The 26234-nt window shown below is 67.7% G+C and carries 15 protein-coding genes and 1 pseudogene (1 of these 16 cut by a window edge); 10 read left to right on the forward strand and 6 right to left on the reverse strand.

Annotated elements, in window-relative coordinates; translation table 11 throughout:
- Window positions 1–4: 4 nt before the first annotated feature.
- The 6 genes and pseudogenes from AZOLI_RS28990 (at window position 5) to AZOLI_RS29015 (ending at window position 8799) form a co-directional block, all read left to right on the forward strand.
- On the forward strand, window positions 5–817 hold the full coding sequence (locus AZOLI_RS28990) for a polysaccharide deacetylase family protein (RefSeq protein ID WP_014250227.1): 813 nt from the start codon (window positions 5–7) through the stop codon (window positions 815–817).
- A 129-nt stretch (window positions 818–946) separates the two neighbouring features.
- Window positions 947–2650 carry a sensor histidine kinase gene (locus AZOLI_RS28995; protein ID WP_044553667.1) on the forward strand — a complete coding sequence of 568 codons (1704 nt, stop codon included), beginning with the start codon at window positions 947–949 and terminating at the stop codon, window positions 2648–2650.
- Between the two features lie 40 nt (window positions 2651–2690).
- Window positions 2691–3410 (forward strand): two-component system response regulator BtsR, encoded by a 720-nt coding sequence (gene btsR, locus AZOLI_RS29000; protein ID WP_014250229.1) that lies wholly within the window; start codon window positions 2691–2693, stop codon window positions 3408–3410.
- A gap of 319 nt (window positions 3411–3729) precedes the next feature.
- Window positions 3730–4461 (forward strand): TetR/AcrR family transcriptional regulator, encoded by a 732-nt coding sequence (locus tag AZOLI_RS29005; protein ID WP_014250231.1) that lies wholly within the window; start codon window positions 3730–3732, stop codon window positions 4459–4461.
- A 126-nt stretch (window positions 4462–4587) separates the two neighbouring features.
- Window positions 4588–5711 (forward strand): annotated as a pseudogene (locus AZOLI_RS29010) (efflux RND transporter periplasmic adaptor subunit).
- 10 nt (window positions 5712–5721) lie between these two features.
- On the forward strand, window positions 5722–8799 hold the full coding sequence (locus AZOLI_RS29015) for a multidrug efflux RND transporter permease subunit (protein WP_014250234.1): 3078 nt from the start codon (window positions 5722–5724) through the stop codon (window positions 8797–8799).
- Between the two features lie 84 nt (window positions 8800–8883).
- On the opposite strand, the gene AZOLI_RS29020 is transcribed toward AZOLI_RS29015, so the two are convergent.
- Complete coding sequence (locus AZOLI_RS29020) at window positions 8884–9861, reverse strand: TAXI family TRAP transporter solute-binding subunit (protein WP_014250235.1); 978 nt, start codon at window positions 9859–9861, stop codon at window positions 8884–8886.
- A 666-nt stretch (window positions 9862–10527) separates the two neighbouring features.
- On the opposite strand from AZOLI_RS29020, the gene AZOLI_RS29025 reads away from it, so the two are divergent.
- A complete protein-coding gene (locus AZOLI_RS29025; protein WP_014250236.1) occupies window positions 10528–12408 on the forward strand; it encodes a right-handed parallel beta-helix repeat-containing protein in 1881 nt (626 codons plus the stop codon).
- 138 nt (window positions 12409–12546) lie between these two features.
- A complete protein-coding gene (locus tag AZOLI_RS29030; protein ID WP_014250237.1) occupies window positions 12547–13479 on the forward strand; it encodes a YihY/virulence factor BrkB family protein in 933 nt (310 codons plus the stop codon).
- Here AZOLI_RS29030 and AZOLI_RS29035 read toward each other — a convergent pair.
- Window positions 13427–13627, reverse strand: coding sequence for a hypothetical protein (locus AZOLI_RS29035; protein ID WP_014250238.1), 201 nt, complete (start codon window positions 13625–13627; stop codon window positions 13427–13429). The genes AZOLI_RS29030 and AZOLI_RS29035 overlap by 53 nt on opposite strands.
- A gap of 250 nt (window positions 13628–13877) precedes the next feature.
- Here AZOLI_RS29035 and AZOLI_RS29040 point away from each other — a divergent pair, with 250 nt between their 5' ends.
- On the forward strand, window positions 13878–15683 hold the full coding sequence (locus AZOLI_RS29040; RefSeq protein WP_014250239.1) for a carbon starvation CstA family protein: 1806 nt from the start codon (window positions 13878–13880) through the stop codon (window positions 15681–15683).
- Window positions 15684–15809: 126 nt separating this feature from the next.
- On the opposite strand, the gene hflX is transcribed toward AZOLI_RS29040, so the two are convergent.
- From hflX to AZOLI_RS33735, 4 genes are all read right to left on the reverse strand, one after another.
- The gene (hflX, locus tag AZOLI_RS29045; protein ID WP_014250240.1) at window positions 15810–17156 is read right to left on the reverse strand and encodes a GTPase HflX; all 1347 of its coding nucleotides are present in this window, start codon (window positions 17154–17156) and stop codon (window positions 15810–15812) included.
- 581 nt (window positions 17157–17737) lie between these two features.
- Window positions 17738–19225, reverse strand: coding sequence for an L-lactate permease (locus AZOLI_RS29050; protein ID WP_014250241.1), 1488 nt, complete (start codon window positions 19223–19225; stop codon window positions 17738–17740).
- A gap of 148 nt (window positions 19226–19373) precedes the next feature.
- Entirely contained in the window at window positions 19374–22097 is a 2724-nt protein-coding gene (locus tag AZOLI_RS29055) for an HAD-IC family P-type ATPase (protein WP_014250242.1), read from the reverse strand.
- Window positions 22098–22369: 272 nt separating this feature from the next.
- A complete protein-coding gene (locus AZOLI_RS33735) occupies window positions 22370–24976 on the reverse strand; it encodes a GAF domain-containing hybrid sensor histidine kinase/response regulator (protein WP_275451555.1) in 2607 nt (868 codons plus the stop codon).
- Between the two features lie 497 nt (window positions 24977–25473).
- Here AZOLI_RS33735 and AZOLI_RS29065 point away from each other — a divergent pair, with 497 nt between their 5' ends.
- Window positions 25474–26234, forward strand: the 5' portion of a protein-coding gene (locus tag AZOLI_RS29065; RefSeq protein WP_014250244.1) for a cation:proton antiporter. 517 nt of this gene lie beyond the right edge of the window; only the first 761 of its 1278 coding nucleotides appear in the window; it begins with the start codon at window positions 25474–25476; the stop codon falls past the right edge of the window.

Here is a 26234-nt window from a genome sequence, read left to right on the forward strand (position 1 = left end):
TGCGATGACGACCCCCCTTCTCCGCCGCGCCGTCCTGCTGCTTGGGCTGGTGTCGGCCTTGCCCGTCTCCACCTTGGCCGCCTCCGCCATGGCCGGGCCGCGCAGCTATGCCGCCACCCATGGATCGGCGCCCTTCGTGACGGAGCATCTGATTCCGGGCTCCGACCTCGACCTCGAACAGGTGGACCTGACGCTGCCGGGGGCGAAGGTGGTGGCGCTGACCATCGACGATGGGCCGGACGCCAACGATCCGCGCATCCTCGACATCCTGCGGGCGCATCGGGCCAAGGCGACCTTCTTCTATATCGGCGCCAAGATCGCAGCCCATCGCGACATCGCCATGCTGGTCGCGGCATCGGGCAACGAGGTCGGCAGCCACACCCAGACCCACCCGATGACAACCGACCTGAAGCCGGCCCAGCGCGAATGGAATCTCGCGCGGGCGGAGGAGGCGCTGGCTTCGGTCGGCGTGCAGGCCACATGGTTCCGGCCGCCCTATGGCGATGTCGACGACGCGCTGGCGGCGCTGGCGCGCAGCCATGGCATGGCGACGGTGCTGTGGACCGCCGACAGCCAGGACTGGAAGGACACCGGTCCCGACATCGTCCGGCGCCGCGTGGTCGAGCGGCTGGCCCCCGGCGCCGTCGTGCTGATGCACAGCACCAAGGCCTCTTCCGTCGCCGTGCTGCCGGCAATCCTGGAGGAGGGGGAGCGGCGCGGATACCGCTTCGTCACCATGACCGAATGGGAGGCGGCGATGCGGCAGGCGGTCACTCCGTCGCTGGCGCTGCTGCATCCGGCTCCGCGCCAGCGATAGGCGGCGGTCGTGCCGACGCGGATGCCCGGGCAGAAATGCAAGGATGTCCCATCGGCGGGGATGGCATGCTGATGTAGGATGGCGGCCGAGCAGCGCCCGATGTCCGCGGCGGCTGCCGGGAATGCCGCCATGCCTGTCGAACCCTTCACCCTGATCCTCTCCCTGCTTCAGCAGATGTGCGTCTATCTGGTGATCGCCTATCTGCTGAGCCGGACGCCGCTGTTCCTGCCGCTGACCCATGTGACGGTGCGCTGGCCGCACAAGCTGGCCTGCTATGTGATCTTCTCGATCTTCTGCATCATGGGCACCTATTTCGGCCTGCACATCGACGACAGCATCGCCAACACCCGTGCCATCGGCGCGGTGCTGGGCGGCATCTTCGGCGGGCCGTCGGTGGGGCTGGCCGTCGGGCTGACCGGGGGCATGCACCGTTATTCGCTGGGCGGCATGTCGGCGCTGGCCTGCGCGATCTCCACCATGGCGGAAGGGCTGATCGGCGGGCTGGTCCACCGCCACATGGTGCGCCATGGCCGGATCGAGCCGCTGTTCAACCCGTTGCGCGTCGGCGCCGTCACCTTCGTGGCGGAGGTGGTGCAGATGCTGATCATCCTGGCGGTGGCCCGGCCGTTCGAGGCGGCGGTGCATCTGGTCGAGGTGGTGGCGGCGCCGATGATCGTCGCCAACACGCTGGGGGCGGCGCTGTTCATGCGCATCCTGCTGGAGCGCCGCGTCCTGGACGAGAAGCAGTCCAGCGCCTTCTCCGCCAAGGCGCTGAAGATCGCCGCGCGCTGCGACGGCGTGCTGCGCGGCGGCTTCAACAGCGAGAACAGCACCCGCGTCGCTCGCATCATCTATGAGGAGACCGGCGTCGGCGCCGTCGCCATCACCGACCGGGAGAAGCTGCTGGCCTTCATCGGCATCGGCGACGACCACCATCTGCCCGGCACGCCGATCAGCTCGCGCCAGACCCATCAGGCCATCGCCAACAATCAGGTGATCTATGCGGACGGCAACGAGGTGGCCTATCGCTGCTCGATCAGCCCGACCTGCCGGCTGGGGGCGGCGTTGGTGATCCCGCTGGTCGGCGAGGATGGCGGGGTGATCGGCACCATCAAACTGTACGAGCCGAAGACCAAGATCTTCTCCACCATCAACCGCACGCTGGGCGAGGGTGTCGCCCGGCTGCTGTCCAACCAGATCCTGGCCGGCCGCTACGAGCAGCAGAAGGCCCTGCTGGCGCAGTCGGAGATCAAGCTGCTGCACGCCCAGGTGAACCCGCATTTCCTGTTCAATGCGCTGAACACCATCTCAGCGGTCATCCGCAACGATCCGGAGCGGGCGCGCCAGCTGGTGCAGAACCTGTCCACCTTCTTCCGCAAGAACCTGAAGCGCCCCAGCGAAACGGCGACGCTGGCCGACGAGGTCGAGCATGTCAGCGCCTATCTGCAGATCGAGCTGGCGCGCTTCAGCGGCCGGCTGACGGTGGAGATCGACGTGCCGGACGATTTGCGCCATGCGGCGATGCCCGCCTTCTCGCTGCAGCCGATGGTGGAGAATGCGATCAAGCACGGCACGGCGCAGCTGCTGGGCGACGGCCATGTCCGCATCGCGGCGAAGCGGGAGGGCGGCGACCTGCTGTTGTCGGTGGAGGACAATGCCGGGCTTTACGAGGCCAAGCCGGGCGGCGACGGGCTGGGCATGACCATCGTCGACCGCCGCATCCGCAACCGCTACGGTGAGGCGTATGGCGTCTCCATCGCCTGCGACCCCGATGTCTTGACCCGCGTCACCCTGCGCCTGCCGCTGCCGGCCGAAGAACCCGTTCCGGCATGATGATCCTCTCCTCGATGGTCTTCTCCTTGATGGTCTGCCCATGATGAACATCCTGATCGTCGACGACGAGCCGCTGGCGCGGGAGGAACTGCGCCGGATGCTGGAGGAGGCCGCCGATATCCGCGTCGTCGGCGAATGCGCCAACGCCATCGAGGCGATCGGCGCCATCAACCGGCAGTCGCCCGACGTCGTGTTCCTCGACATCCAGATGCCGCGGGTCAGCGGGCTGGAGATGCTGAGCATGCTCGACCCCGACCGCATGCCGCGGATCGTCTTCCTGACCGCCCATGACGAGTATGCGGTCAAGGCCTTCGAGGAACATGCCTTCGATTACCTGCTGAAACCGGCCGACCCGGCGCGGCTGGCGAAGACCCTGCAGCGGCTGCGCCGGCAGCATGCCCCGCAGGAGGTCGGCGTGCTGCCGGGGGCGGCCGAGCTGCGCCACATCCCCTGCACCGGGGTCAACCGCATCACCCTGATGAAGCTGGCGGACGTCGAGTATGTCGTCTCGCGCCCGGCCGGCGTCTATGTGGTGGGGGAGGACGGGCAGGAGCGCTTCACCGAATTGACGCTCCACACCATCCAGGAAAAGAGCCAGCTGTTTCGCTGCCACTGCCAGTTCCTGGTCAATCCGGAACGCATCCGGGAGATCCATTTCGTCGACGGTGGTCTGGCGGAGATCCGGACCACCGGCGGGCACACCGTGCCGGTCAGCCGGCGCTTCCTGGGGCCGCTGAAGGAACGGCTGGGCATGGGGTGAGGCTGCGGACTCGACTCATGGGCGTTCGTTCGTTGGATGAAGCCCCTCTCCCCGTGCGGGAGAGGGGTTGGGGTGAGGGGCGCAAGTCTAATATTTCCAACGATCTACGGCCTCCGTACCCCTCATCCCAACCCTTCTCCCGCAAGGGGAGAAGGGCTTTGGGACCTAAGGTGATCGCTCTGGTCCAAACCCAATCGGCCTGAGCGCAACCGCGCGCAGCCGATGGACAAGCGCGTCGGGCCGGTGTACAAACCGCCCGAACGAGGTGAGTGTGCGCTCACTTTCCTAATATGCCCGGTTTTCGAAAGACAGCAGCCCCATGGCTCCACGCCTGGACAGCCGTGCCCGGCGGCGGGCCATCGTCGACGCCGCCTTGCCGCTTTTCGCGCGCAAGGGCTTCGCCGCGACCACCACGAAGGAGATCGCGCAGGCCGCCGGTGTGTCCGAGGGCCTGATCTTCAAGCATTTCCCGTCCAAGGCCTCGCTCTACGAGGCGATATTCCTCAGCTGCGTCGACGGCGACCCGGAATATGAGCGGCTGATCGCGCTGCCGCCGGGCACCGCGACGCTGGCGCAGATGATCCAGGGGCTGGTCGGCTATTTCGTGATGCAGGTCCCGGCCGATCCGAACGAGCGGGCCCGCCAGCGCCTGTCGATCATCAGCCTGCTGGACGACGGCGAGTTCATGCGGCAGGTCTATGAGGGAATCCGCAGCCGGTTCCTGCCCTGCTTCACCGCCTCCATCGATGCCGCCATCGCCGACGGCGATCTGGTGCCCGGCCCGATCGATGCGGAGAGCGGGCTCTGGCTTGCCGAGCATCTGTGCGAGATGATGGCGACCGTCTGCCTGTCCGGCGGAACGGTGGTTCCCTACAGCTGCGGCCGTCCCGAGCTTGCGCGGCGGACCGCATGGTTCATCCTGCGTGGGCTCGGCCTGCGCGACGAGGCCATTGCCGCCCAGGAGCGCAGCGGCCATCTGGCCTTCGTGCCGCCATCGCCGCCGGAAGGCGGACCAAGAGATGACGAATCCACACCCGAGAGAGCGGAGTAGCCGATCGTGACCCTGGAGCATTCGCCAAAGACCGAGACGTCGTTCGGGCATCCGGCGTCGGAGCCGGGCCACGGCACGCCGCCGTCCCCGCCCCGCCCGCCGCGCAAGCCCGTCACCCGCGGGCGGCTGACCGTGCGCATCATCATCATGCTGGTGGTGCTGGGGCTGCTGGGGGCGGCGCTGTACGGCTTCAACACCTTCCGCGCCAAGGCCATCGCCGACTTCTTCGCCAACAACAAGCCGCCACCCACCCCGGTGGCCCTTGCGGAGGCGACGGTGCAGAGACCGTGCCGAAATACCTGTCCGCCATCGGCACGCTGCAGGCGGCGCGTCAGGTGACGGTGGCACCCGAGGTCGCGGGCCGGGTGGAGCGCATCCCCTTCGAATCGGGCGCCCGCGTCAAGGCCGGCGACCCGCTGGTGCAGCTGAACGACGCCACCGAGCAGGCCGACCTGCTGGCCCAGCGCGCCCAGGCGCGACTGGCGGAGCTGAACCTGGAACGTTACCGCGACCTGCGCCGCAGCCAGGCCACGCCCCAGAGCAACGTCGACCAGTATCAGGCGCAGCTCGACGAGATCAACGCCAACATGAAGCGCACGAGCGCCCTGATCGGCCAGAAGCTGATCAAGGCGCCGTTCGACGGCGACCTCGGCATCCGGCAGGTGAATGTCGGCGATTACGTCAATCCCGGCGCCACCATCGTCACACTGACCGACCTGTCCCAGCTCTATATCAACTTCACCCTGCCGGAGCAGGCATTTCCCAAGCTGTCCGTCGGTCAGGAGGTGCTGATCAATGTCGACGCCCTGCCCGGCCGCGATTTCGGCGCGAAGATCACCACCATCGAGCCGCAGGTCAGTGCCGACACCCGCGCGGTGAAGGTGCAGGCGACCATGGACAACCGCGAGCGCCTGCTGCGGCCTGGCATGTTCGCCAATGTCCGCGTCGTGCTGCCGCCGCAGCCCAACACCGTGACCGTGCCGGAAACCGCGGTGGACTACACCGTCTATGGCGATTCCGTCTTGGTGGCCGTCCAGGGGAAGACCCCGGACGGCAAGGAGCAGCTGGTGGTGGAGCGCAAGTCGGTGAAGACCGGGGACCGGCTCGCCAACCGGGTGGAGATCCGCAGCGGCATCAACCCCGGCGACCGCGTCGTGGTGTCCGGCCAGATGAAGCTCGCCAACGGCGCCGCCGTCGTCCCGGCCGAGAACAACCCGCTGACCCCGCCGCAGTCCCTGCCGCAGAACTGAGGCCGACGCCATGGGCAATTTCACCGACATCTTCATCCGCCGGCCAATCCTGTCCGTCGTGGTCAGCCTGCTGATCCTGCTGGTCGGGGCCCGCGCGATGCTGGAACTGCCGATCCGGCAGTATCCGCAGCTGCAGAACACGGTCATCACCGTGACCACCAGCTATCCCGGCGCCTCGCCCGAATTGATGCAGGGCTTCATCGCCACGCCGATCGAACAGGCGGTGGCGACGGCGGAGGGGCTCGATTACCTGACCTCCTCCTCCACCCAGGGGCAGAGCGTCGTCACCGCTTACGTCCGGCTGAACTTCGACCCCAACGTCGCGATGACCGACGTCATGGCGAAGGTCAACCAGGTCAAATACCAGCTCCCGCGCGAGGCCAACGACCCGATCATCCTGAAATCGACCGGCGAGACGACCTCCATCCTCTATATGGGCTTCTCCAGTCCCGACCTGTCGGGTGCCGCGATCTCCGACTATCTGACCCGCGTGGTGCAGCCGGTGCTGTCCACGGTGGAAGGCGTGGCGCGCGCCCAGATCCTGGGCGGCCAGACCTTCGCCATGCGGCTGTGGCTGGATCCGGTCAAGATGGCGGCGCGCAACATCTCGCCAGCCGACGTCTCGGCGGCGATCGCCGCCAACAACTACCAGTCGGCGCCCGGCCAGACCAAGGGCGTCTTCGTCATCTCCAACATCACCGCCAACACCGGGCTGACCGACGTCGAGCAGTTCCGCGACATGGTGGTGAAGGCCAAGGACGGGGCGCTGGTGCGCATGCGCGACATCGCCACGGTCGAACTCAGCTCCAAGAGCTTCGACGCCAGCGTGGCGATGAACGGGCAGCAGGCGATCTTCATCGGCGTCGACAGCACCCCGACCGGCAACCCGCTGAACATCGTCGCGGACATCCGCAAGATGGAGCCGGACCTGCGGCGCAACCTGCCGCCGGGCATGAAGATGGAAATCGTCTATGACAGCACCCGCTTCATCCAGGCTTCCATCGACGAGGTGGTGAAGACGCTGATCGAGGCGGTCGCCATCGTCATCGTCGTCATCTTCCTGTTCCTCGGATCCTTCCGGTCGGTGCTGATCCCGATCGTCACCATCCCGCTGTCCATCGTCGGTGCCGCCACCTTCATGCTGGCGCTGGGCTTCTCGCTGAACCTGCTGACGCTGCTGGCGATGGTGCTTGCCATCGGCCTCGTGGTGGACGACGCCATCGTCGTGGTGGAGAACATCCACCGGCATATCGAGCACGGAAAATCGGCGGTCGCCGCATCGCTGATCGGCGCCCGCGAAATCATCGGGCCTGTCATCTCGATGACCATCACGCTGGCGGCGGTCTATGCGCCCATCGGCCTGCTGGGCGGCCTGACCGGCGCGCTGTTCCGCGAGTTCGCCTTCACGCTCGCCGCGTCGGTGATCGTGTCCGGCGTCGTGGCGCTGACGCTGTCGCCGATGATGTGCTCGGTCATCCTCAAGGAAGGCGGAAACCAGGGCGGTTTCGCCGCCTTCCTCGACCGCCAGTTCGAAAAGCTGGCGGACTGGTACGAACGCCGGCTGCACGGCACGCTGGACTACCGGGCGGCCACGCTGCTGTTCGCCGTCGGCATCCTGGCCAGCGTCGGCTACCTGTTCGCCAACACCATGGCGGAACTGGCGCCGGAAGAGGACCAGGGCATCCTGTTCGGCATCTCCAAGGCGCCGCAATACGCCAACCTCGACTATATCGACAGCTTCGGGAAGCAGATCGACGAGACCTTCGCCAGCTTCCCCGAGACCGACACCCGCTTCGTCCTGACCGGTGTGCCCACCCTCAACCAGGGCTTCGCCGGCATGATCCTGAAGCCATGGGACGAGCGCAAGCGGTCGGCTTCGGAGCTGCAGCCGCTGGCCCAGGCGGAGCTGAGCAAGGTGACGGGCATCAACGTGTTCCTGGTGTCGCCCCCTGCCCTGCCCGGGTCCACCGGCGGCCTGCCGGTGCAGATGGTGATCTCCAGCCCCGGCGATTACCGGACCATCTACGACGCCATCGAGCGGATCAAGGACGCCGCCACCAAGAGCGGCATGTTCATCATCACCGACAGCGACCTGCAATATGACAGCCCGGTCGTCCGGCTGAAGATCGACCGCGCCAAGGCGGCCGACCTCGGCCTGACCATGCAGTCGGTGTCGAGCACGCTGTCGGTGCTGGTCGGCGGCAACTACGTCAACCGCTTCAACCTGAACGGCCGCTCCTACGAGGTCATCCCGCAGGTGCCGCGGGCCGACCGCCTGACGCCGGAATCGCTGACCAACTACTATGTCACCTCCGGGTCGGGCGCCCAGATCCCGCTGTCGACCGTGGTGTCGGTGGAGACGGCGGTGGAGCCCAACGCGCTGAACAAGTACAACCAGCTGCCGTCGGCCACCTTCTCCGCCGTGCCGATGCCGGGCGTCTCCATGGGTCAGGTCGTCGACTTCCTGGAGGAGCAGGCGCGCATCCACCTGCCGGCCGGCTTCAACCACGCCTACCTGTCGGAATCGCGCCAGTTCGTGACGGAAGGCAACCAGCTGATGGTCACCTTCGCCTTCGCGCTGATCGTGATCTATCTGGTGCTGGCGGCGCAGTTCGAATCGCTGCGCGACCCGCTGGTGATCCTGGTGTCGGTGCCGATGTCGATCTGCGGCGCGCTGCTGCCGCTGTTCTTCGGTCTCGCCACCATGAACATCTACACCCAGGTGGGTCTGGTGACGCTGATCGGCCTGATTTCCAAGCACGGCATCCTGCTGGTGGAGTTCGCCCGCGAGATGCAGCTGAACGAGGGCGTGGACCGCCGCACCGCCATCGAGCATGCGGCCCGCGTCCGCCTGCGCCCGATCCTGATGACCACCGCGGCGATGGTGGTCGGCCTGCTGCCGCTGCTGACCGCGGCGGGTGCCGGTGCCGCCAGCCGCTTCTCCATCGGCCTCGTCATCGTGGCCGGCATGCTGATCGGCACGCTGTTCACGCTGTTCGTCCTGCCGGCGGTCTACACCCTGCTGGCCAAGGACCACTATGCCGCCTCGCGCTCCACCCGCTCGGAGGAGTTGCGCAGCATCACCTGACGCGCCGTCGGTCCGCGGTGCCGGGAAAAATGAAGGCCCCTCCCCGACCGGGAGGGGCCTTTTCCTATTTGTCTTGCGGCCGGTTCAGAAAACGGTGACTGCCTGCCGGAAGGCGCGCGCCGCCCCGCTGTGCAGCGGAAGCCCGCCGGTATCCGGGCGCAGATCCTCGTCGGTGATCGGGGAGAGGACCGGGTGCAGGTTGCGGAACAGCCAGAGGTCCCCGCGGATGGCGGCGACCACGGCGGCTACCGTGTCGTCATCGACATCGGCGCGCGCCACGAGCACCGAATCGACGCCCAGTGTCTTCACATCCTTGGGCTGCGACGGATAGAGCCGGCCGGGAATGGTCATCGGCTGGAAGGCCGGCATCGACTGGCTGATCGCCGTGGCGACGGGGCCGTCGATCGGGACGAGACGGGACTTGCAGCGCGCCAACACGTCGATCAGCAACGCACTCGGCTGGCCGATGACGAGGAAGGCCGCATCGACCTCCCCCCGGCAGAGCGCGCGGATGCCGTTGTCGATGCCGGTCTCCGTCCGCTTGACGGTGTCGCCGGCGCCGAGGCTCGCCAGAATCCGGTCCACCGCCGGGCGGGAGCCCGACCCTTCCGGACCGGCGGCCACGCGCTTGCCTTTCAGGTCGGCGATCCTGGTAATCTTGGCGTCGCGCCGGGCGACCAGCACCAGGGCTTCCTTGTGGAACCGCATGACCGAGCGCAGGCCGTCCCATCCTCCCACCGCAGCGAACGGGCCGGCGCCGCGGAAGGCGTCCTCGGCAATATCCTCCTGCACGATGGCGAGGTCGTAGCGCCCCTTGCGCAGCCCGTCGATGTTGGCGACGGAGCCCGCGGATGCGGTGATCGACAGCCGATCCGCCGCCATTGTCTTGGCGTCGATGACCGTCAATCTGAGGGCCGCCGCGACCGGGAAATAGACACCCAGCTCGGGGCCGGCGGCGATGACGAGCGGCTTGTCCGCGGCCGTGGCGGCCGCCGGCTGGAACAGCAGCGCAGCGGCCATCGCCATGGCCACCGTGCCCGCCCTGATGATTCGGTTCAGCATTTCTCCCCCACGCCTCGCATTCTGGTCGTGTCCCGGGCGGCAAATCGTCGACACGCTGCCACCGTGATTGGACAGAATGTCATGCAACACTCAACGGACAAAGGGAAACGCCCGCTCGCCCGATGCTGCTTGCGATTGTTGCTGTCCCTGTCGAAGTGTCGATGTGCAGAGATGTCGCATCGCGGAAGGTGAGCTGGCTTTGGTTCTTGGCCGCGATCGACATCATCTCTGCGGGTGGAAGAAGAATGCGGCCAAGGAACTTAAGTCACTTAACTTAATGCATGGGCTTGTGCGGAGATGCTCCGCTGCGGTGTCGATGCGATCCCTCCCGCGACCGGCGCCATTGCCGACGACGGGAGCGGTCGGACGGTGAAAAGACGTTGGCTGCGGCGATGCGGCATAACCGGAAAGCATCGCAGCGGATTCGGTTCAGTTTGCGAGCTTCATGATCAACAACACCAAAGAAGCCAGAAGTGGTAATGCGCTATACTTCTGCAGGAATATCTCTCTCATAGGTTCATTGAACCTTCGGCAAGCGTTTGCATTGATCCCAGGATTGTAACGGAATTTACCACCTATTCGATGAATCCCGGAAAGATGCCTCACTATTGCCCCAGCCGTCCGACCATCGTGGCGCCGCATCGCAACCGCTAAGGATACGGATCAATGGCCACGACGTCTGGGAATTCGACCATCATCGTGACCGCCGAAGGTGCTGCCGACGCGCACTTCACCCTGCTGGTCGACGGCAAGAAGATCGGTGATGGCACCACGGGTGCCACGGCCAAGGACTTCGTCTTCAAGACGGATCTCGCAGAGGACCAGGCCCACAAGGTGCAGGTCCAGTACGACAATGACGGATATGTGAACGGCACGGACCGCAACCTGATCGTCAACGAGATCTCGATCAACGGCAAATCGGTCCTGCCGACCGACGACATCGTGACCTACGACAAGGGCGCGCTGGATGGCCGCGACGTTGTCGGCGGACAGGACGACCTGTGGTGGAACGGCGCGCTGGTCGTGAATGCCGGCAAGAGCTACTTCTCGACCGGTGACGAGGTGGCCGCGCCCAACCAGCCTGCGCCGGTGGAGCCGGCGCCCGTTCAACCCGCCCCTGCCCAGCCGACTCCGACCGAGCCCACGCCCAGCGTGTCGAAGCCGAGCGGCCCCGGCTTCTACGTCGCCAAGAACGGCAACGACAGCTGGTCGGGCAAGCTCGCCGCCCCCAATGCCGACGGCACCGACGGTCCCTTCGCCTCGCTGGAGAAGGCGCAGGCTGCGATGCGGTCGAGCGATATCGACACCACCTATGTCCGCGGCGGCGAATATCACCCGAAGAACGCGATCTGGCTGGACGGCCAGGATTCCGGCGTGACCTTCACCGGCTACGGCGACGAGAAGGCGGTGATCCACGGCAGTGCGCAGGCGTCCGTCTCGTTCGGGCTCGGCGGCGCCAAGGACGTGACCATCGAAGGCCTGACCTTCGCCGATGGCGTCGCCAACGGCCATTACGTCTTCGCCGACAACGCAGCCGGCCTGACCTTCGCCAACAACACGGTGTCGGGCGGCGGCTATGGCATCACGGTGCAGAACAGCGCCGACAGCAAGGTCGTCGGCAACCAGTTCGACCGCACCGGCGCCGAGGCGATTTTCGTCAAGGCCGGTTCCGACGCCACGGTGGTGTCCGACAACCTGATCCGGCACCCGAACGCCGCCGACCGCGGCGACGCCGGCATCTGGGTCAACGGCAGCTCCGACGTCAAGATCACCCACAACCGGATCGAGGATTCGCCGGAGAAGGCCATCGCCGTCGGCTCGGTCCAGACGGACGGCAGCGACGCGACCTATCGGGCGACCATCGCCTTCAACAAGGTGATCGACGCCAACCTGGACTCGAACGACGGCGGCGGCATCTACCTGATCAACCGACAGCAGGACCTGAGCGATCATACCATCGTCAACAACGACGTGTCGGGCACCACGGCGACCAACCCGTCGGGCAGCGTCGCGAGCTGGGGCATCTATCTCGACGACTGGACCAGCGGCGCCACGGTGAAGGGCAACGTCGTCCATGACAACATCGGCGGCGTGTTCCTGCATGGCGGATGGGACAATACGGTCACCGAGAACGTCATCGCCGGCAACAGCGGCGCCCAGATCGGCCTGCAGCAGGATGTCGCCTGGGGCGGCTGGAAGGGCAAGGCGATGAGCGGCAACGACATCGCCGGCAACGTCGTCGACGTCAGCGAGGGCATGGCCGTCCACATCTTCGGCCCGGCCGGCGTCGGCAACATCCACGACAACTTCTACAGCAACCTCGACGCGTCCAAGGATCTCTTCGACGTCTGGCCGCAGGTGATGGCCGGCGGCGGCAAGGGCGATCTGGCGGAGTGGCAGGCCGCGGGGTACGACAAGGGCTCCGTCACGCTGAACCCGGGCTTCGTCAATCCGGGTGCGGACGACTTCAGCCTGTCGTCGAGCTCGCCGGTCTATGGGCAGGGCTTCGACCACATCCCGTACGACGACATCGGGCTGCTGGGCTGATCGGCCCGTCCGTTCGGACCACCTGACTTGAAAGCGGGCCGCCCGGCGACGGGCGGCCCGTTCCCGTTCGGGCCGTGCGTGACCGAAATGCCGCCGCCGGTGTTACCTGACCGGTGAGGCGGGATTTGGGGGGCGGTGATGGAGTATCTGCGGCGGTGGTGGGCGATTGTCGTCGACGCGGCCTATGGCTGGATCAACGACGATGCGATGAGCATGGCCGCGTCCATCGCCTTCTACACCATCTTCTCGCTGGCACCGCTGGCGATCCTGGTGATCGCGCTGGCCGGGCTGATCTTCGGCGACGAGGCGGCACGAGGCGCGCTGGTCGAGCAGCTGTCGGCCCTGGTCGGGCGGGAGGCCGGCCAGACCCTGCAGGACCTGATCGCGCGGGCCGGCGCACGGGAAACCGGCTTGGTCGCGAGCATCGTCGGCATCGGCACCATCATCGTCGGCGCCACCACCGTCTTCGTCGAGCTGCAGACCGCGCTGAACCGCATCTGGCGGGTGGCGGCACCGGAGGAATCGACCATCACATGGCTGGTGCGGGTACGGCTGAAGGCGCTGGCGCTGATCGGGGCGATCGGGTTCCTGCTGATCGTCTCGCTGGTGGTCAGCGCCGCCCTGGCGGCGGTCGGCACCTGGGCTACCGGGTGGGCCACCGGATGGGCCGCCGGTTATGTACCGGCCATGCCGTCGCTGTTGTGGCTGTTCGACATGGCGGTCTCCTGGACGGTGCTGACCGGGCTGTTCGCGATGATCTACCGGATCCTGCCGGACACGCGCATCCGCTGGACCGATGTGTGGCTGGGGGCCGCGGTCAACGCCTTCCTGTTCGCGGTGGGCAAGTTCCTGATCGGCTTCTACATCGCCACCAGCGGGGTGGTGACGATCTATGGCGCGGCCGGATCCTTCGTGCTGATCCTGCTGTGGGTCTATTATTCGGCCGTCATCTTCCTGTTCGGGGCGGAGCTGACCCGCGCCTATTCGGAGCGCAAGGGCAGCAGGTCGCATCCTCCTCCTATCGGCCGCAGCAACCCCGTCCCAGCGTCATCAGGATCTGCCGCGCCTTGAAAGCCTGGCGGTCGAGCGGCGGCTCGTCCGGGGCGAAGCGGGCCTGAGCCTCGCGGTAGCGTTCATAGGAATCGTCGTTGAACAGCCGGCGCAGGTTGGCCAGCGCCTTGCGCAGCGGCGTGGGGCAGGGGGCGGATTGGGTGGACATGGCTGGGTCTCCGGGATGCTGTCCGGCACTGTGGGACGTCCCACACTAGCGCTGTTCCAACCGGCAAGGAGCCGATTCCCGGCGAACGGCGGCATCCTGGCGCCGAGCGGCGCCATGGCGATTTGAGCGGCGCCGCTCGCCCCCTGCCGGCTGCCGCTCGGCACGTCCTGACTGCCGCTCGCGGCATTCCACCCCACGGGTTCGAGGCGGCGGCGTAGACCGATGGCACGTCCTTTTCAGGAGAGCCGTCATGGATCACGCTCTAACCTTTGTGATCGCGACACTCTGCATCCTTACGCTCTGCTACCGCTTCTATGGCGTGTTCTTCGTGCGCAAGGTTCTTCGTGCCGACGATTCCGAAGTCACCCCGTCCCACATCCTTGCCGACGGCAAGAATTATGTGCCCACCAAGAAGTGGGTGAATGCCGGCCAGCATTTCGCCGCCATCGCCGCCGCCGGCCCGCTGGTCGGTCCGGTGCTGGCCGCCCAGTTCGGCTATCTGCCGAGCTTCCTGTGGCTGCTGATCGGCTGCGTCATCGGCGGCGCGGTGCACGACACGGTCGTGCTGTTCGCCTCGATGAAGCACAAGGGCCAGTCGCTGTCGGAGGTGGCCAAGGCCGAGCTCGGCCCGGTGGCCGGCTGGTGCACCGGTCTGGCGATGCTGTTCATCATCACCATCACCATGGCCGGCCTGTCGATGGTCGTCGTCCATGCGCTGGAACGCAACGCCTGGGGCGCCTTCGCGGTGTTCATGACGATCCCGATCGCCATCGCGCTGGGCCTGTATGAGAAGGTCACCGGCTCGTCCAAAGGCGCGACCCAGGTCGGCATCGCCGCCATCGCCGCCTCGGTCTTCGCCGGCCCGTACATCCAGGGCACGCTGCTGGGCGAGTGGCTGACGCTGCATGCCGAGACCGTCGCCATCATCCTGCCCATCTATGCCTTCTTCGCCACCGCCCTGCCGGTGTGGCTGCTGCTGACCCCGCGCGGCTATCTGTCCAGCTTCATGAAGGTCGGCGTGTTCGGCGCGCTGGTCGTCGGCGTCGTCTTCATCAATCCGGAGATCCGCTTCCCCGCCCTGACCGACTTCATCCATGGCGGCGGCCCGGTGCTGAACGGCCCGGTCTGGCCCTTCATCTCCATCACCATCGCCTGCGGCGCCATCTCCGGCTTCCATGCCTTCATCGGGTCGGGCACCACGCCCAAGCTGATCGACAAGTGGAGCGACATCCGTCCGGTGGCCTTCGGCGGCATGCTGGCGGAATGCCTGGTCGGCGTCATGGCGCTGATCGCCGCGACCGCGCTGCATCCGGCCGATTACTTCGCCATCAACTCCTCGCCGGCCGCCTTCAAGGCCCTGGGCATGACCGTCGTCGACCTGCCGCGGCTGAGCCAGGAAATCGGCCTCGACCTCTACGGCCGCACAGGCGGTGCGGTGACGCTGGCGGTCGGCATGACCGAGATCTTCACCCGCGTGCCGTGGTTCAACAGCCTCGCCTCCTACTTCTTCCAGTTCGTCGTGATGTTCGAGGCGGTGTTCATCCTGACCGCCGTGGACAGCGGCACCCGCGTCGCCCGTTACCTGATCCAGGACCTGCTGGGCGACGTCTATGCCCCGATGAAGCGGCTGGACTGGGTCCCCGGTTCGATCATCGCCAGCGTCATCGCCTGCGTGGCCTGGGGCTATCTGCTGACCTCGGGCGACATCAACTCGGTCTGGGCCCTGTTCGGCGTGTCGAACCAGCTGATGGCCTCGGTCGGCCTGATCATCGGCGCCACCATCATCCTGCGGCTGGCCCAGAAGCGGATCTACATGCTGACCTGCCTGGTCCCGCTGGCCTACCTGTTCGTCACGGTGAACGTCGCCGGCTACTGGATGATCGCCAACGTCTATCTGAACAAGGCCGCCAAGGGCTACAACCCCTTCAACGCCGGCATCTCCATCATCATGCTGACGCTGGGCTTCGTGATCCTGATCGCCGCCCTGAAGAAGTGGCGGGAGCTGTTCCAGGCCCGTGCCCTGGAGGTTCCGATGGTGGCCACCCCGGCCGAGTGAGAAGCTTTCCCTGACAAACGAAACGGGCCATGTGGGACGTCCCACATGGCCCGTTTCGCTTTCGGTGTTCCGTGACGATGTGGGACGTCTCACGTCCCACCGGCTCACTTTCTGACAGATGCCCGGTCAGGCGGCGGCGCGCGCCTGGGCGAGGGGAGCGATGCGGGCCAGAACCGCCGGCTCGATCGCCACCTGCAGATGGGCGTGGCTGTCGTCGTCGCGGCGGCCGATCACCTCGCCATGGGCGTAGAGCCAAGCCAGGGTCGCCCCGTCGCCATGCTCCACATCCAGTTCCACCAACTCGCGGCCGGCGGTCATCCGGTCGTCGAGGATGCGGAACAGCGTGTCCAGCCGGTCCCCCGTCGCCGCCGAAACGGCGCAGGTGTTGCCGGACCGTCCGGCGCGGGCGAGCACGGCGTCCAACTCGGCCCCGTCCAGCAGGTCGATCTTGTTGGAAACCTCGACCACGCGGGGATCGCGCTCCGGATCGATGCCGAGGTCGGTCAGGATCGCCTCCACGTCGGCCTTCTGGGCCTCGGTATCGGGATGGGCGATGTCTCGGACATGCAGGATGATATCGGCCGACTGCACCTCCTCCAGCGTGGCGCGGAAGGCCGCGACCAGATGGGTCGGCAGGTCGGAGATGAAACCGACCGTGTCGGACAGGATCACCTTGCGGCCCGACGGCAGCACCACCTGACGCATGGTCGGGTCGAGCGTCGCGAACAGCAGGTTCTTGGCGAACACGTCGGCACCGGCCATCCGGTTGAACAGGGTGGATTTGCCGGCGTTGGTGTAGCCGACCAGCGCCACCACCGGGTAGGGCACCTTGGCCCGCGCCTTGCGGTGCAGGCCGCGGGTGCGGCGGACGTCGTCCAGTTCCCGCTTGATCTTGACGATGCGGTTGCCGATCAGGCGGCGGTCGATCTCAAGCTGCGATTCACCAGGGCCGCCGAGGAAGCCGAAGCCGCCGCGCTGGCGCTCGAGGTGGGTCCAGGACCGCACGAGCCGGGACTTCTGGTAGGTCAGCGATGCCAGTTCGACCTGAAGCTGGCCTTCATGGGTGCGGGCGCGGGCACCGAAGATCTCCAGGATCAGGCCGGTGCGGTCGATCACCTTGGTCCCGAACGCCTTTTCCAGATTGCGTTGCTGCACCGGGGTCAGCGCATGGTCGACGATGACGAGGTCGATGTCCTCGCCCGCCTCCCGCGCGTCGTCCAGCAGCTTGGCATACTGCTCGATGGCACCGCCGCCCAGCAGGGTGGCCGGGCGCGGCTGGTTGACCTTGACGACGGCGGCCTGCGCCACCTCAAGCTCGATGGCCGCCGCCAGTCCCACCGCCTCTTCAAGCGAGGCCTCGGGGCTGCGGTCGGTCTCGGTCCCGCGAAGGACCGGGTGGAGGACAAGGGCACGGCCCAGGCTGGACCGCGGGGTTTCGATGGTATTCGTGTCGGTATTCGGATTCGTACCCATAGGGTTCCTTCGTCGGCCCGGCGCCGGATGCGCGGGCAGGCTGCGAAAATCCGGCATTCGACGCTGCCGGAGTGCGTGCATCGCCACAGGATGCAGATAGGAGAGGCCCTCTCCGGCCCGGCCGGCGGCGCCCGATCCCGGGGGAGGGGGGCCCGGGGGAGTCTGGCAGCCTGCTCTTCATCAGGCCGGAGAGGAAAGCGTCGGCATGCCCGAGTTGGGGGACGCCGAACTGGAGAACTCAGATCAAGGAAATCACCAAAGTTGCCGTGGAGCCCCAGGGGTGGGGGTCGACACGGGGTATCCGACCAGGGTTGCGGGCCAGGATTTTTGGGCAAGCTCGGCGTCACCGCCGACACTGCTTTAAATGAGGATTTAGCCGCTTAAAACAAGGGTTCTGGACCGATTTTTCCGATCATTCCGCAGGCTGGTCCGGCACGGGTGACTGCCGCGGGACCGGCCCGGAACACCCAGATGGGGACTGGCACGGCGGCCGCAAGAGGGGCTGGATGAGAAAAACGCCGCCCCCCGAAACGTGACCGGGGGGCGTTCAACTGTCATGACCATGCGAGCTTCGCCGTCCGCTATGCCAGGCCCCAGGCCTTGGCCCCGGCCACCAGGACGACGACGACCAGCAGCGACAGGATCGTCGCCAGCCCGATCGGCAGGGCACGGCGGTAAATAGCGCCTTCCGCCTGTTGCAGCCCGACGAGGCCGGCGGCGAGCACGATGCGGCCGGGGGTCAGCATGGTGCAGATGCTCCCCGAAACGGTCTGGATCGCCGCGGTCAGCATGGGTGGCAGGCCGCTTTCGGCGGCAAGGCTCAGCTGGATGTGCATCATCAGGGCGTTGGACGCGGTGTTGGAGCCGGTCAGCATGCCGGCGGCACCGCCGAAGACCGGGGTCGCCAGCACGGCGAAGCGTCCGGCGACCTCGCGCCATGCCTGCCCGAACATCGCCGCACCGCCGGAAGCGGCCATGAAGGCGGCAAATTCGACGAAGACCAGCGTGGCGGCCATCGGCACCAGCGCTGCGCGCAGGGCTCCGCGGACCACCTCGCCCGCCTTGGCGGCCGGCAGTCCGGCCAGCAGGATGGCGGCGATCACCACCAGCCATGTCGCGGGATGGCGCAGCAGGGCCAGCGGGGCCAGCCCGCCGAACGGGTCGAGCACCAGCCAGCGGCCTGTCCAGTCCGACAGCGGCGGCAGCAGCCGCGTCGCCATCAGCGCGGCGATCAGCAGCACATAGGGCCAAAGCCGCTCCATCAGCCCCGCCATCGCCATTCGCGGCCCGTCGTCGCTGCGCAGCAGGCGCGGCCCCTCCACCAGCACCAGAAGGACGCCCGTCGCCAGCCCGCCGCCCAGTTCCGGCGCGACGAAGCGGTTGGTCAGCCAGATCAGTCCGGCCAGACAGAGCAGGAGGGCCACATCGGCCGTCCGGTCGCGCAGGGTGGAGCGCAGGCCGCAGCCGTGGATCAGCCCCCAGAACACCGGCAGCAGGCAGGGCAGCACGACCGCCATCAGCAGGGCGCTGGCCGTCCCGAGCTCGGTGAAGGTCACGCCGATCAACTCGGCCCCGACCCGCGTGCCGACCCCCATCGCGCCCCAGGCCGCCAGCACCTGACTGAACAGGCCGAGGGCGGCGGCCTGGACCGGCGGCAGCCCCATGTGGCGCAGCATGGCAAGGGCCACGACCAGACCGACGCCGAATCCCGTTACCGACTCCGCGAAGGGACCGACCAGGAAGCAGGCGACGAAGACGGCGCGCCGGCGGTTCTCCTGCGCGACGGCGGCGGATTGGATGCCGCGGGCCTCGTAAGCGCGGTGGAACAGCAGGCCGGCGGCGATGATCGACATGGCATGCCACGCCAGCCATGCCCCTTCGCCCGCCTTGACCGCCGCCATGGTCAGCACGGACATGTCCGGCATCCCGGCGAGCGGAGCCTGCGCGACGATCATCGTCACGAACGCCAGCGTCATGCCGGCCAGCCCGGCCGTCAGCAGGCTGACGCGGCGGGAGGCAAGGAGCAGGATCGTGCCGACGAGCGGCATCATGTGGAAGGCCAGGGTCATGATCGGGCAGGGGGTGTCCGGAAGGGGAGGGCCGGCACTGACGGCGGCCGTCTCCTTGGGATACTAGTATATCTCCATAGCTGCAACCTTGCCGGGCCTCGGCGGCAGGGGGGAAGCTATGCGCAGAGCTATGGGCATCCGGAGCGTCTTATCCTCTCGAAAGCCGTTTCTCCAGCTCCACCAGCAGGAACAGCAGGGCTCCGGCGGCGATCATGGCCGCCCAGGCGACGGCGCCGATGGGGGCGGTGCCGAACAGGGATTGCAGCGGCGGGGCGTAGGTGAAGGCCAGTTGCAGGACGGTCATCAGCGCGATGGACAGCCAGACGGGCCGGCTGCCGGCGATGCCGGCCAGCAGGCCGGCGTGGCTGTGCAGGCCGCGGGCGTTCAGCAGGAAGAAGATCTCTCCCACCACCAGGGCGTTGACGGCCATGGTCCGCGCCACCTCGATCCCGCCGCCCTGCATCCGCTGGACATAGAAGAAGCCGAAGCTGGCGGCCACCAGCAGGACCAGCGCCACCAGCATCCGGCGGATCAGCAGGCCGGACAGGATCGGCTCGTCGCGCGGGCGGGGAGGGCGGGCCATGACGCCGGGTTCCGGCGCCTCGAAGGCCAGCGCCAGCCCCAGCGTCACCGCCGTCACCATGTTGACCCACAGGATCTGCACCGGCGTGATCGGCAGGATGGTGCCGGACAGGACCGCCGCCAGGATCACCGCCGCCTGGGCGCCGTTGGTCGGCAGCATGAACAGGATGGTCTTGCGCAGATTGTCGTAGACGGTGCGCCCCTCCTCCACCGCGTGGACGATGGAGGCGAAATTGTCGTCGGCCAGCACCATCGCCGCCGCTTCCTTCGCCGCCTCGGTGCCGTTGCGGCCCATGGCGACGCCGACGTCGGCGCGCTTCAGCGCCGGGGCGTCGTTGACGCCGTCGCCGGTCATGGCGATTGTCCCGCCGTCCGCCTGGAGCGCCGCGATCAGGCGCAGCTTGTGCTCCGGCGTGGTGCGGGCGAAGACGCTGTTGGCGCGGGCGGCGGCGGCAAAGCCGGCCTCGTCCATGCGGTCCAGCTCCGGCCCGCTGGTGACGCCGTCCGGCAGGCCGAAGGTCCGGCCGATGGCGGCGGCGGTGGCGGCATGGTCGCCGGTGATCATCTTCACCGCGATCCCGGCCTGACGACAGGCGGCGACGGCTGCCAAGGCCTCCGCCCGCGGCGGGTCGATCAGGCCGCACAGCCCCAGCAGTTCCAGCCCCTCGTCCGCCAGATCGTCGACGATCAGTTCCGACAGGTCGATGGAGGTGCGGCGCATCGCCAGCGCCAGAACCCGCTGCCCCTGGCCGGCCAGATCGGCGGTCAGGGCGGACCAACGCTCCCGGTCCAGCGGAACGCTGCCGCCGGCCCGCCGCTCGCGTTCGCACAGCGCCAGCACGCGTTCCGGCGCGCCCTTCACCACCAGGATGCCGTGGCCGGCATGGTCGTGATGCAGGGTCGCCATGAACTGGCGTTCGGATTCGAAGGGAATGGCGTCGCGGCGGGGGCATCGGCCCAGCTCATCGGCCGGCTCCAGCCCCGTCTTCATCGCCAGCGCCAGCAGCGCGCCGTCGGTCGGATCGCCGGCCAGCAGCCAGTCTCCGCCCGGATTGCGGTGAAGGTCGGCGTCGTTGCACAGCAGGGCGGCGCGGGCCAGATCCAGCAGCACCGGCTCGCGGGCCGGGTCGGCGAGCCGCCCATCGCGGCTGAACTCCCCCTCCGGCGCATAGCCGCTGCCGCCGACGCGATAGGTGCCGTCGGCCGTCACCACCCATTGCACCAGCAACTCGTTGCGGGTCAGGGTGCCGGTCTTGTCGGTGCAGATGGTGCCGACGGAGCCGAGCGTCTCCACCGCCGGCAGATGGCGGATGATGGCGTTGCGCCTGGCCATCCGGGTCACGCCCACCGCCAGCGTGATGGTCATCACCGCCGGCAGCCCTTCCGGGATCGCCGCCACCGCCAGCCCGACCGCCGCCAGAACCATGTCCTGCCACGGCTCGCCATGCACCAGCCGGCCGAAGGCGAAGGTGATCGCCGCCAGCACCAGGATACCGCCGGTCAGCCAGCGGCCGAACCGCGCCATCTGCAGCAGCAGCGGGGTTTCCACCGACGCGACCGACGCCAGCAGATGGCCGATGCGCCCGATTTCCGTGCCGTCGCCGGTCGCCACCACGATGCCGGTGCCCTGGCCCTGAACCACCATCGTGCCGGCATAGGCCATGCCCAGGCGGTCGCCCAGAGCCGCATCGGCGGCAACGGGGAGGGAAGCCTTGGCGGCGGGGACGGACTCGCCCGTGAGCGCCGCCTCCTGCACCAGCAGACCCTTCGTGCGCTCCAGCCGCAAATCGGCCGGCACCCGGTCGCCCGAGGCGAGGAACACCCGGTCGCCCGGCACCAGCTCTTCCGCTGCCAGGGTCACGGCATGGCCGTCGCGCATCGCCACCGCCTGGGGCGACAGCATGTTGCGGATCGCCTCCAGCGCCTGTTCGGCCTTGCCCTCCTGGATATAGCCGATCAGCGCGTTGACCAGCACGACGCCGAAGATCACGCCTGCGTCCGTCCAATGCCGCATCAGCAGCGCCACCGCACCGGAGGCGAGCAGGACGTAGATCAGCAGATTGTGGAACTGTGCCAGGAAGCGCATCCAGGCCGGTCGCCGTTTGGGCGGGGTCAGCCGGTTGGGACCGAAGCGTTCCAGCCGTGCCGCGGCCTCCGCGCCGCTCAGCCCCTCGTCCGGGCTGCCGAGCCGGCCGGCGGCGTCGGCGGCGTCGAGCGCATGCCACGGGGTATCCGCCGGCATTTGGGCGGGCATTTGGGCGGTGGAGCCTGATTCGGCCAGCGGTGCCATGAAGTGCCTCTCTGGTTGACCAAAGGCGATCACATCTGGAAACCAAGGCCCTATGAGGGTGCTCTCGTCATCCCCGCGAAGGCGGGGATCCAGGAAACTCTTGTGGAAAACAGCTGGTATGGCTGGATTCCCGCCTTCGCGGGAATGACGGGTTTCACCTGCATAGGGTCATGGTTGCCAATTGCGATCACCCTGCTGGTTGACCCCGACAGTAGAGCATCGGGCCGGCAAGACGTCTTTAATCTGGCTCAATCATCGAATGGTCCGGTGTCTTAACCGAAGCCGGGACGCGGGCGGCCTGATTCGGCCAGCACCGTATCCAGCACGCCGACCAGATGTTCGATGCGGTAGGGCTTGGGCAGAACCATCACGCCGGTGGCGCGGGCCACCTCCTCGCTGTAGCCGGTCGCCAGCACCACCGGAAGGCCGGGGTAGAGGCGCCGCACCGTGCGGGCCAGATCGACGCCGCTCATGGTGCCGGGCATCACCACGTCGCTGAACAGCAGGTCGAACCGGCCGGCCGCCAGCAGCGGCAGGGCTTCGTCGGCGGTGGCGGCGCGGGTGATGGTGAAGCCGGCATCCTCCAGCGCCGTGGCGACGGTCAGGGCGACGATCGGGTCATCCTCCACCACCAGCACATGGCCGCCTTTGCGGGTGGCGCCGGCCGCCTCGGCCGCCGGCTCGGTCTCTGCCTGCGGGGCGGTGCCGGAACGGCGGATCAGCAGCCCGATGGTGGTGCCGCGCCCCTCCTCGCTGTCGATCCAGGCGGTGCCGCCGCAATGGCGGGCGAAGCCGTAGACCTGCGACAGGCCGAGCCCGCTGCCCTTGCCGATCTCCTTGGTGGTGAAGAAGGGATCGAAGGCGCGCGCCCTCACCTCGGCCGGCATGCCGGTGCCGGTGTCGCTGACCGTCAGCCGCACGAAGTCGCCGGACAGCCCGTCGGGCGCGTGCGGATCTCCCGGCTCCAGCGTCGCATTGTCCGCACGGATGGCCAGCACCCCGCCCTCCGGCATCGCATCGCGCGCATTGACCACGAGGTTCAGCAGGGCCAGTTCCAGCTGCGTCGCATCGACCTCCACCGGCCACAAACCGGTGGTGAAGTCGATCTCCAGCCGGATGTCGGCGCGCAGCGCCCGGTTCAGCAGTTCCGACATGCCGAGCACGCGGTCGCGCAGATCGACCGTTTCCGGCCGCAGGGCCTGGCGGCGGGCGAAGGCCATCAGCTGCTGCACCAGCTTGGCGCCGCGGTCCACCGCCTGCCGGCCGGCATCGACCAGCGGCTGGATGCGCGTCCCCTCCGCCCGCTTCTCGATCATGTGCAGGCAGCCGGACAGGGCCTGGAGCAGGTTGTTGAAGTCGTGGGCGACGCCGCCGGTCATCTGGCCCAGCGCCTCGGTCTTCTGGGTCTGCAGCAGCGCCACCTGCACGCGCTCGCGCTCGGCCACCTCCTCGGCGACGCGGGCCTCGGTGACGTCGCTGCCCTCCACGAACAGGCCGGTGACCCGTCCCGCCTCGTCCTTGATCGGCTGGTAGACGAAGGTGAGATAGCGTTCCTCCAGCGGTCCGTCCGGACGGCGCTGGAAGCGGATGGGCATGTTCCGCCCGACGAAGGTCTCGCCGGAGCTGTAGACGCGGTCGAGCAACTCGAAGAAGCCTTGCCCCTCCACCTCCGGCAGGACCTCGCGCGCGGGGCGGTCCACCACATCGCGCTTGCCGACGAGCTGAAGGTAGGTGTCGTTCGCCAATTCGAAGATATGCGTCGGCCCGCGCAGCACGCACATGAAGCCGGGCGCCTGCCGGAACAGGGCGCGCAGCCGCTCCCCCTCCGCCGCCAGCCGGGCGTTGGCGGCCTCCACCGCGGCACGTTCGCGCATCAGCGCCTGGTTGGCGGCGCGCAGTGCCGTTTCGGCCAGTGCGCGCTCCACCGCCGCCCAGGTCCGCTCCGCCACATCCTCCGCCAGGGCGGCGTCGGCCTCGGTCCAGTGGCGCGGCTTGGCCTCGTGCAGATAGAGGATGGCGGTCAGCTGCCCGGCCTTCAGCAGCGGCACCACCAGAAGCGACCGCACCCCGATGGCGGCGAAGTCCTCCGCCGGGCCGCTGCCGGAGGTGCGCCGGTCGGTCGTCACATCGTCGACGCGCAGCGTGTATCCGGCCCGCAATTCGGCCATCACCGCGGGGCCGAGGCTGTCGAGCGGCCGGGTCTCCCCGGACAGGCTGGCCATCCCGCTGTCGCTCCAGCCGCGCTCTACCAGGACCATGGTACCGGTGGGATCGATGCGGCCGTAGCCGGCCCGCGCCACCCCCAGATGGCGGCCTATCGCCTCCGCGGCGGCGGCGGTGACGCCGACCGGGTCGTTCAGCCCGCGCAGCCTTTCCGCCAGATCGAGCTGGAAGGTCAGCCGCCGTTCGGCGAGTACACGGGCGGTGTTCTCGGTGCAGGCGCAGAACATGCCGGCGACGCGGTCGGTCTCGTCGCGGACCGGGCTGTAGGAGAAGGTGAAATAGGTCTCCTCCCGGTAGCCGTGGCGTTCCATCACCAGCAGCCGGTCCTCGTGGTAGGTCGCCTCGCCGGCCAGGGCCCGCACCGCCAGCGGGGACAGATCCTCCCAGATGTCGGCCCACACCTCGGCGAAGGGGCGGCCCAGCGCCTCCGGCTTGTCGCCCAGGATCGGGCGGTAGCTGTCGTTGTAGAGAAAGGTCAGCTCCGGCCCCCAGACCGCGAACATCGGGAAGCAGGAGGTCAGCATCAGGTTGACGAGGGTGCGCAGCGACTGCGGCCAGTCCTCGGCCCGGCCGAGCGGGGTGGCGGACCAGTCCATCGCCCGCATCCGCGCGCCCATCTCGCCGCCGGTGAAGATGTCCGGCGCGCCCCCCGGCATGCTCCGGTTCCCGATGCCTGCGCCGTCCATATCGCGGCTGCCGGCGTGACGAAGCCGGGCCGCATCCGCCCAGATCCGATCGGCCATCATGCGCCGGACACCCCGGAGACGGCCACGGAGACGGTCATCCACATGCCATTCACATCGACCTGCGCCGGTCCCAGACGCCGATGCCGAATGCTCCGACAAAAAATGTGGGATTTGTTCCGAATCATGGCGCGAGAATATTCAATCGTCCGAGGAGTGGCAATCCAGGTCCTCTAGCCATTTGGGAGTAGGTTTCTTGCCTCGTCATGCCGGCGTGACATCAAGCCACCTGCCGATGTTGTCGAGATCATTGCAACTTCCATCGGTTTCTTGTGCTGTTCCGGCCATGTCGAGACGCGAGATCCCGATCCGGCTGCCTGATCCGGGGTGTCGAAGCGCGCGTTTCTCACTCGGCCGGGCGGCAGTTGCCTGCCATCTCGCCAGCCATCACGTTGCATCGGAGAAAGCCCTTGGGTCCGTTCGACCTCTCCGCGATCCTGCTGACCCTGGCAGCCGCCTTCGGCTTCATCAATTACCGATGGTTGAAGCTGCCCAGCACCATCGCGCTGTTCCTCGAAGGGCTGGTCCTGGCCCTGCTGGTCAGCGGCGCCGACAGCGTGGCGGCATCGCTCGGCATCGGCAACTGGCTGCGCCACCTGATAGACCGGATCAGCCTGCCGGACATCCTGCTCGACGGCATCCTCAGCCTGCTGCTCTATGCCGCTGCGGTGAACGAGGATCTCTGCGCCCTGCTGAAGCGGAAATGGACGGTGCTGGCGCTGGCGACGCTTGGCGTCCTGATCTTCACCGCCCTGATGGGGGCCGGGCTGCACGTCATCTTCGGGTTGGTCGGCGTCGGCGTGCCGCTGATCTGGTGTCTGGTGCTTGGTGCAGCCATCGCGCCGACCGACCCGGTGGCGGTGCACGGCATCCTGGAACGGCTGCCGGTTCCCGACACGCTCCGCTCGGTGATCTCGGGCGAAAGCCTGTTCAACGACGGCGTCGGGGTGGTGGCGTTCGTGACCCTGCTGCATCTCGCCACCGGCAGCGAACAGGATCTGACCGCCGGCGAAGTGGCCTTCGATTTTCTGAAGGAGGCGTTCGGCGGTGCGGCGCTCGGCTTCGCCGGCGGTTGGGTCGCCTATCAGGCGAAGCGGCGGGTCGACGAGAGCACGGTGGAGCTGACGATCTCGCTGGCCCTGGCGTTGGGGACCTATTCTCTGGCAAATCA

Source organism: Azospirillum lipoferum 4B (assembly GCF_000283655.1).
GTDB classification, from domain to species: domain Bacteria; phylum Pseudomonadota; class Alphaproteobacteria; order Azospirillales; family Azospirillaceae; genus Azospirillum; species Azospirillum lipoferum_C.

Coding starts and splice junctions, on each gene's coding strand:
- AZOLI_RS28990 (WP_014250227.1), top strand. CDS start 5: ATGACGACCCCCCTTCTCCGCCGCGCCGTCCTGCTGCTTGGGCTGGTG.
- AZOLI_RS28995 (WP_044553667.1), top strand. CDS start 947: ATGCCTGTCGAACCCTTCACCCTGATCCTCTCCCTGCTTCAGCAGATG.
- btsR (WP_014250229.1), top strand. CDS start 2,691: ATGATGAACATCCTGATCGTCGACGACGAGCCGCTGGCGCGGGAGGAA.
- AZOLI_RS29005 (WP_014250231.1), top strand. CDS start 3,730: ATGGCTCCACGCCTGGACAGCCGTGCCCGGCGGCGGGCCATCGTCGAC.
- AZOLI_RS29015 (WP_014250234.1), top strand. CDS start 5,722: ATGGGCAATTTCACCGACATCTTCATCCGCCGGCCAATCCTGTCCGTC.
- AZOLI_RS29020 (WP_014250235.1), bottom strand. CDS start 9,861: ATGCTGAACCGAATCATCAGGGCGGGCACGGTGGCCATGGCGATGGCC.
- AZOLI_RS29025 (WP_014250236.1), top strand. CDS start 10,528: ATGGCCACGACGTCTGGGAATTCGACCATCATCGTGACCGCCGAAGGT.
- AZOLI_RS29030 (WP_014250237.1), top strand. CDS start 12,547: ATGGAGTATCTGCGGCGGTGGTGGGCGATTGTCGTCGACGCGGCCTAT.
- AZOLI_RS29035 (WP_014250238.1), bottom strand. CDS start 13,627: ATGTCCACCCAATCCGCCCCCTGCCCCACGCCGCTGCGCAAGGCGCTG.
- AZOLI_RS29040 (WP_014250239.1), top strand. CDS start 13,878: ATGGATCACGCTCTAACCTTTGTGATCGCGACACTCTGCATCCTTACG.
- hflX (WP_014250240.1), bottom strand. CDS start 17,156: ATGGGTACGAATCCGAATACCGACACGAATACCATCGAAACCCCGCGG.
- AZOLI_RS29050 (WP_014250241.1), bottom strand. CDS start 19,225: ATGACCCTGGCCTTCCACATGATGCCGCTCGTCGGCACGATCCTGCTC.
- AZOLI_RS29055 (WP_014250242.1), bottom strand. CDS start 22,097: ATGGCACCGCTGGCCGAATCAGGCTCCACCGCCCAAATGCCCGCCCAA.
- AZOLI_RS33735 (WP_275451555.1), bottom strand. CDS start 24,976: ATGCCGGGGGGCGCGCCGGACATCTTCACCGGCGGCGAGATGGGCGCG.